Below are 7,471 nucleotides of genomic sequence, written 5' to 3' on the forward strand. Positions count from 1 at the left end.
GAAGAAAGCCCTTCCCGTAGTTAAGGGGACTTCCTTCTTAAAATTTAAATATGATCTAAAAGATTTCCAGGGCGGACTTCTATGGCGTGATGCCGATCATCGGCGTTCATAATTTGAACGAGGGAAATATAATCGTCGACCACTCGATCTTCTTCTTCATCCTCGGCTTCAGCAAGAACTCCGATACCAACAACTTCAGCATTGAACTCTTTCAATAAGTTACGCATGCCATTAATTGTCCCTCCAGCTTTCATAAAATCGTCAATGATACAGACTTTGGATCCTTCCTTTAAGGATCTTTTCGTCAGAACCATCGTTTGTATTTTACGTGTCGAACCGGATACGTAGTTAATGCTCACAGTAGAACCTTCCGTTACCTTAGGGTCACGACGTGCAATCACGACCGGAACATTCAAGTAGGACGCCACAGCATATGCAAGTGGAATCCCTTTTGTTGCAACAGTCATAATTGCATCTATTTCTTTACCTCTAAACGCCGAGGCAAATAAGCGGCCGATATTCCTCGTTGTTTCGGGATCGCCAAGAATATCACTCATGAACAAGTATCCGCCGGGCAAAAGCCGCTCAGGATCCTCTAAACGTTCACAAAGCTTATTGACAAAAGTATCACTGTAAGACTTCGAAAAGGCAGGAATATATTTTACACCGCCAGCTGCTCCAGATACCGTTTCTAAATAACCAATGCCCTCATGCTGGAACATTTTATTGATGATGCCAAGATCCTCGCTAATAGATGATTTAGCGGCTTCATAGTTTTCAGAGAAAAAAGGGAGGGATATTAATTCACGCGGCCGTTCTAGAATAAAATGGGTCATTGCAACCAACCGTTCACTTCTTTTCATGTAGTAGACACCTCAAAATCCGAATATTATTTATTAATATATCAAATTTGTACGGATTTTTTCAAGTGTTCTCCCGATATCCTAACAAACGTACCATATATACTTCGTGGCAAAAGCCTTTTAAACTGTTATAAATTCGTTGAGCCCTCGCGTCCTGGTCCACTAATGAAAATACTGTAGGACCGCTGCCACTCATCAAAACAGCATCTGCACCGGCTTGTCGCATCTGCTCTTTTATTTGGCCCACTTCCTCATGAAGATTAAGCGTCACACCCTCCAAGGTGTTTCCAACCTGATCACAAATTCCATTAAAGTCATAGCGTTTGATCGCAGCGATCATAGCCTGGGTGTCCGGATGTAGAGCCCCTTTTAAATCAAGATTCTGATAGACCGTCTGAGTAGATACTCCAATGGGAGGTTTCGCAAGAACAACCCAGCAGGGAGGAGGAGAAGGTAATGCTTTGATTTTCTCGCCTCGTCCAGTGGCATGCCCTGTGCCTCCGTAAACACAAAAGGAGACGTCTGAACCAATTTCCGCTCCTAATTTTGCCAATTCATCCATGCTCAAGTTCAATTCCCAAAGCCGGTTTACTCCTCGCAGCACAGCTGCGGCGTCACTGCTTCCCCCAGCAAGACCTGCCGCCACTGGGATATTTTTTTCAATAAAAATCCGTACACCTTGTTTTACACGAAAGCGGTCCTTCATCAGCTTTGCAGCACGATAAGCTAAATTCCGTTCATCATTCGGTACAAAACGGCTCTCAGACTCAACACGAATTGTTCCATCTCTAAGAAGGTTGAGTTCGATGCGGTCAGCTAAATCCACGGTAGTCATGACCATTTCCACTTCATGAAAACCATCCTCACGTTTATATAAAACATCCAAAGATAAGTTTATCTTAGCAGGAGCTTTTTCAAATAATTGCATGTACATAAGCACCTCAATTTCACTGTTTATCTTCAAGCATTGTACCATATTTTTAAGTGAAGAGGCTCCCCAAGGTGGAACGAGGCACATAAAACAGCCTCCAGACACTTATACCGTCTGGAGGCCTAAATTTATTGTTGATCTTTCAACATTTGCTCTTCTGCCATTTGAATCGCCCGTTTTACCATATTTCCGGCATCACGTGTGGTAATGCCGCCCCAACCATCTTTTTGTACCTTGTCGTAAAAGCCAAGTTCTTTCGCGATCTCTTCTTTCAACGAATCGGACATCATACTTCGTCTGCGTCCCATCGTCTTCAGCTCCTTTCGCCATTCACTTGCTACGACATTGTTAGTATGTTTCTTAATTTCGTTATCATACCAGCATATGTATGTAATATTGGGAAGCATTTCTAGTGTAAACATTGGATAAATGAACAAAATAAAAAGCAGTAAACTTGGAGTTCACTGCTCAAGAGCCATTGTTTGTAAATCATCGAAGTTCAGTTCTACTGTTTCTGTTAGAACATCGGCATAGCTATACGAAACACGTTCAAAAGCATTTTCTTCTTGGTCTAGTTCTACAATAAAAACGGCAGGATATGTTTCTGCAAGAATTCCTGAGCGTTCGATCGTTTTACGACGTCCGCCATTCGCTTTTAGTGTTAGTCGTTTACCAATTTGCCCTTCCAGGGATTGCTTAATTTCCACTAACGTTTTAGCCACTACACTCCACCTCACTGTTTTTTATCTTACCATAGAATCTGGACAAAGTCAAATAAACAAAACATTATACCAATAGCTCTAAATCAATGTCAATGATTAGATTTGTAAATTGATTCCCCGATAGGTTATCCATTTAAAGGAAAACTATACAAAATTCATCGTAGAAACCCTTATAAACAAGAGGTTTACACTCATTTCAGAATGCAGCCAACCATTTTACCCGCATAAGTTAAGTCTATGAAAAAACATTAATAAATATGTTTTTGATACAAAAAACCGCTGCTGAACATTTTTCCAGCAACGGTCAAAGATCATTTTCCACATCTTCTGCTTCTTCTGAGTAAGGGATCCCTATTCGGAGCAGTCCTCTTGTTTCTACCCCTCCGAGCCCCTTTTCACCACTGATTGTATTCCTGATAACTTCCCATATATTGATATGATCCATAAAAGAAGTGTAAGCCACTCTTGCTGCTACATACACTGGGTCAATGGCATGGATGTTGACACGGGCCGGTGAACTGGCAAAATTCGCCCCGGCTTTAATGATTGACTCGAAATGGGACTGACAGGCCCCTGCAAAAATGACGAGTTGATCAAAGTTCGGATATTTGCGTCGTATGTTTCTGACCGCTTCAACAAAATAACGTGAATGACGGTAAGCTTCCAGTTCTCTAGTGGTGCCTTTTGCTTTAGAATAAGAATCGTGCCCTGTCAGAACGACGATTTCCGGATGGACTTTTTCAATAAGTCCCATGATCTGATCCGGCATCTCTTTTTCATGTAAATATTGCCCATGGACCTGTAAACCTAATTGTTCATATAAGGCAATACACTTTTTCAAAAATAGAGGATCCCCATCAAGATGGAGGATGCGAGGAGGGATTTGAAAATACTTTGCTTCTTTCCCTGTCTGATACCCGCTTCCTGCACTGGCATCTCTTTTTTCTTTCAATAAACGATAATCTTGGCGAAAAAGACGATAGGAATACGCCTCTTGTTCATCGACTTGCTGTTTCCGTCTATGATACTCTGAGCCTGTCACTTTCTCCAGATCATCATGCGGAGCATCGGCCTCAAGACGAACATGCTCTCCCATAAGCTTAACAATCGAAGCATCGGCCGATTTCACTCGAAAAATTATGTCATGTTGATAGGACTTTCTTGTAACAAGATCACCATTTACTATCATGTACTCCCCACCTTACAGCAAACATTACTGTAGTGTATGTGAGAAGGGGCATGATGTGTCAAACCAGGCTATTCTTAATATAAACAATCTGCCAGCTTGGCGAACTCCTGCATCGTCAAAGACTCTCCACGACGTTTAGGGTCGATATCGACACGGTCCAGCTTTTCTCGTAGTTCTTCTTTATCCATTTTTCCTTTAAAATGCCGGGCTAAGTTATTCATCAACGTTTTTCTGCGTTGTCCGAATGACGCTTTGACGAGATCGAAGAAGAAATCCTCATCTTTCACTTGTACAGGCGGGGCAGATCTCATTTCCAAATGAAGCACAGACGAATCGACATTTGGCTGGGGCATAAACACGGTCTTAGGCACATTCATGGCGACTCTTGCCTCTGTATAGTATTGAACTGCAATAGATAGTGAGCCATAGCTTTTAGTATTAGGTTCAGCAGCCATCCGATCTGCCACCTCTTTTTGAATCATGACAGTAATGCTATCAATCGGTAACCGGTCCATTAACAGCTTCATCAATATAGGTGTCGTAATGTAATAAGGAAGATTTGCCACCACTCGAATCGGCTGTCCAGGCTTAAAGTGTCTTTTAACAACCTCTTGGACATCCGCCTTCAAAATATCCTGGTTGATGATGTCCACATTGTCATAGTCAGAAAGTGTCTCCTCTAAAATCGGAAGCAAACGTTGATCGATTTCAAAAGCGACAACTTTATCAGCACTTTGAGCCAACTGCTCTGTAAGGGCTCCAATTCCAGGTCCAATTTCAATAGCTCCAGCAGAAGAATCAATGCCTGCATGATCTATAATGTTTTTTAAGATGTTCACATCAATTAAAAAGTTCTGACCTAAGCTCTTTTTAAATGAAAACCCGTACGTCTCTAAAATTTCTTTTGTTCGTGTCGGTGTTGCGACTGCTTTACTCTTCATTTCTTTCCTCCTGAATGATATCCCTCATGGCTTCATCCAACTGATCCTTTGTAATTTGAAACATATTCAAACGGCGGAGCAGTTGTTTTCCGTTAGTTTTCCCTATGTGAAGTTCAATCCCAAGCTTCTGTCTGCGTTGACGGGACGAAGGGCCTCCTAGAAGACCGTACGAAATCAAATCATCTTTCGTAATGAGCTCTTCATATTCTTCCACTAGCTCATAAACAGAAGCAAGAGCCGTTCGAATATCCTCAACAGAAGCATGTTCAATTCCTATTCCCTTATCTTTTTTAGCACGAGCCAGATGTTTAGGAAGAAAAGCATGCTTACAGCCAGGAATGTGTTGCTCGACGATATGCCGAATCCTTTCTCCAGGGTAGTCAGGGTCTGTGAAAATTATAACTCCCCTTTTCTCCTTTGCATGACGGATTTGTTCAATAACACTATCATCGATGGCTGAGCCACCCGTTTCAATCGTATCAGCATCTACCGCTTCGCGTACTCTTGCTGTATCATCCTTGCCTTCCACTACGATGACTTCTTTTATTTTCACCTTATTTCCCCCTGCTTATGTCGGCCATGATCTTTTCATAGCATACCACGTGTGGACAATCGAAAAAAGCAGAGGAGTAGCTCCTCTGCTTCATGAATCAGTCCAATATTTTAACTTTGACGTTGCGGCTTCCAAAACTCAAGGCCTTGCTTTTTGAAGGTACAAAGAGATCAATACGATTCCCGTTTATCGCTCCACCTGTATCTCCAGCTACCGCATATCCATAGCCCTCTACCCAAACTTTACTTCCGAGCGGAATAACACTAGGGTCAACAGCTACAACTTTCCTATCAGGGTTCGCTTTTAAATTAATGCCGGTTGCCGTAACCCCCGAACAGCCTGCGCAATTCGCAGTGTAAGCCGTTGCGTGCATGTAGAGCGTTTTTGCTTCGCTTGTATTGCCCCGTGATACAGTAGTTGTCGCCTTACTGGATGAGCTTGATGAACTAGATGAATTTGACGAGTTTGATGATGCTTTGTTGGAAGAAGGCTCTGAAGCTGCACGTACGGTTTGTTCTACTTTTGTTCCAACAGCTACGATTTTCTTCTTGCTTTCTTTCTCTACTGTTTCTTTCAGCAATTCACGCTTGGTCTCTTTGCCATTTTTCAAGGTGACTTCATACTTCTTCGTCACTAATCCCTTTTCTCCATCCGAAACGACTTCTCTTTCTCCTTTAAGAATCGAGTCGTCTTTTCGGGTTTCAACACTATAGTCGACCTCTTCCTCAATTATATCCGTTACTTTTTCGACTCGGGTAATAGAAACAAGGGTGTCTTTCGTTAATTGATCATTTTTGGATGGCTTTAGCTCATCCAGTTCATTCAATGTGACATTTTGGTTCTCTAGAAAATCTTCAACAGAAGAAGCTGTCGTCCATACTTTCTCCTTCTCTCCTCCATCATTGAGCACAACTTGGACGGCTTTATTAACTTGGATGTCCATCCCGTCCTTAAGTGCAGCATCAGATTGATGAGAGAGATCATCTTTCTCTTTCAAACTGATTTCTTGTTCTTCCATAAATTCTTCAACGGTATTTGCTGTGGTATAGTACGTCTTCGACTGGTCATCGATTGCTAAATTTATAGTTTTAGAAGGTATGTAGGTTACGTCCATTCCATACTCAACTGAATCGGATAGTTCGTGTGATAGTTCATCATGTTGTTGCACAGTGACATCAAGTTCAGATAGTAAATCGCCAATAGTATTAGAATGAGTGCGAATTAATTCAGATTCACCATTTATGGTCACTTGTACAGAAGCTTTCGTAGCTTCATACGATACCGTTACCAAAAAGGCAATACAAAGGATTGCAGCTACAAATGTCCAAATCATTTTACTTTTGATAACTGATTTTAAATCATTCTTTTTTCCCATCACCTTCGCCTCCTTTCTTGAGCATGCGTAATATTGTAGTCAAGCGGTTGTAAAAAGTCAACCGAACTCCTTAAATGGAAAAAGGAGCCAGCACACTGTTCGCTGACTCCTTCATTATGCATTTTTACCTAGTCAATTAACATAACAAACATGTTACAATTCCCATACAATTTAAATGCAATCTTGTAACATTAGATCAAAAGTCCCTCTATCAGGCCTTAATCCCAAAAAAACTCAAGGCATTTGCCGTAGTTATTTCGCTGACTTCTTCAAAGGAAATGCCTTTTAATTCGGCTACCTGTTCAGCTACTAACTTAACGTAAGAAGGCTCATTTCGTTTGCCTCGGTTAGGGTGCGGGGCAAGGAAAGGACAGTCTGTTTCGACAAGCAAATGTTCCAAATCAACGGCCTTGGCTACTTCTTTTGGAAGTTTGGCATTTTTAAATGTGACCGGTCCACCAAGAGAAATCATAAAATTCATGCCGATACATTCTTTAGCTGTTTCGACAGGACCGCTGTAGCAGTGCATGATTCCCCCGACTTCCTCAGCCTTCTCTTCTTTCAAGATCTCTACGATATCTTCTGTAGCCTCACGATTGTGAATGATAATGGGCATCTTCACTTTCTTAGCAAGACGGATTTGTTTACGAAAAACTTCCTTTTGAACATCCGCAGGCGATTTATCCCAATGATAATCAAGCCCCATTTCTCCGATGGCCACGACTTTCGGATGGGAAGATAATTCTTCGATCCATTCTAAATCTTCTTCCGTCATATCGATCGCATCAACAGGATGCCAGCCGACTGCAGCGTAGATGTGATCATGGTTCTCAGCAATCTCCATCGCCTTAGGAATCGTCTTACGATCAAAGCCAACGACCGTCATATATTGAACAC

General features: G+C 41.8%; 9 protein-coding genes. All 9 read right to left on the reverse strand.

Features of this window, described 5'->3' with window-relative positions; all coding sequences use genetic code 11:
* Window positions 1-44: 44 nt before the first annotated feature.
* Window positions 45-863 carry a pur operon repressor gene (gene purR / locus LD39_RS09065; RefSeq protein ID WP_035545424.1) on the reverse strand — a complete coding sequence of 273 codons (819 nt, stop codon included), beginning with the start codon at window positions 861-863 and terminating at the stop codon, window positions 45-47.
* Between the two features lie 61 nt (window positions 864-924).
* Entirely contained in the window at window positions 925-1,791 is an 867-nt protein-coding gene (ispE, locus tag LD39_RS09070) for a 4-(cytidine 5'-diphospho)-2-C-methyl-D-erythritol kinase (RefSeq protein ID WP_035545436.1), read from the reverse strand.
* A gap of 131 nt (window positions 1,792-1,922) precedes the next feature.
* Complete coding sequence (locus LD39_RS23890; RefSeq protein WP_035545426.1) at window positions 1,923-2,102, reverse strand: small, acid-soluble spore protein, alpha/beta type; 180 nt, start codon at window positions 2,100-2,102, stop codon at window positions 1,923-1,925.
* A 153-nt stretch (window positions 2,103-2,255) separates the two neighbouring features.
* A complete protein-coding gene (gene veg, locus LD39_RS09080) occupies window positions 2,256-2,516 on the reverse strand; it encodes a biofilm formation stimulator Veg (protein ID WP_035545428.1) in 261 nt (86 codons plus the stop codon).
* Window positions 2,517-2,820: 304 nt separating this feature from the next.
* A complete protein-coding gene (yabG, locus tag LD39_RS09085; RefSeq protein ID WP_035545429.1) occupies window positions 2,821-3,705 on the reverse strand; it encodes a sporulation peptidase YabG in 885 nt (294 codons plus the stop codon).
* Window positions 3,706-3,779: 74 nt separating this feature from the next.
* Window positions 3,780-4,646, reverse strand: coding sequence for a 16S rRNA (adenine(1518)-N(6)/adenine(1519)-N(6))-dimethyltransferase RsmA (gene rsmA, locus LD39_RS09090; protein ID WP_035545431.1), 867 nt, complete (start codon window positions 4,644-4,646; stop codon window positions 3,780-3,782).
* A complete protein-coding gene (rnmV, locus tag LD39_RS09095; protein WP_035545433.1) occupies window positions 4,636-5,199 on the reverse strand; it encodes a ribonuclease M5 in 564 nt (187 codons plus the stop codon). The genes rsmA and rnmV overlap by 11 nt, the downstream gene beginning before the upstream one ends.
* 97 nt (window positions 5,200-5,296) lie before the next feature.
* Complete coding sequence (locus LD39_RS09100) at window positions 5,297-6,574, reverse strand: G5 and 3D domain-containing protein (protein ID WP_035545435.1); 1,278 nt, start codon at window positions 6,572-6,574, stop codon at window positions 5,297-5,299.
* 211 nt (window positions 6,575-6,785) lie between these two features.
* Window positions 6,786-7,471: TatD family hydrolase (locus LD39_RS09105; protein ID WP_035545438.1), on the reverse strand; the 686-nt coding region annotated here is incomplete at its 5' end.

This window comes from Halobacillus sp. BBL2006, assembly GCF_000786645.1.
Taxonomy (GTDB): domain Bacteria; phylum Bacillota; class Bacilli; order Bacillales; family Halobacillaceae; genus Halobacillus.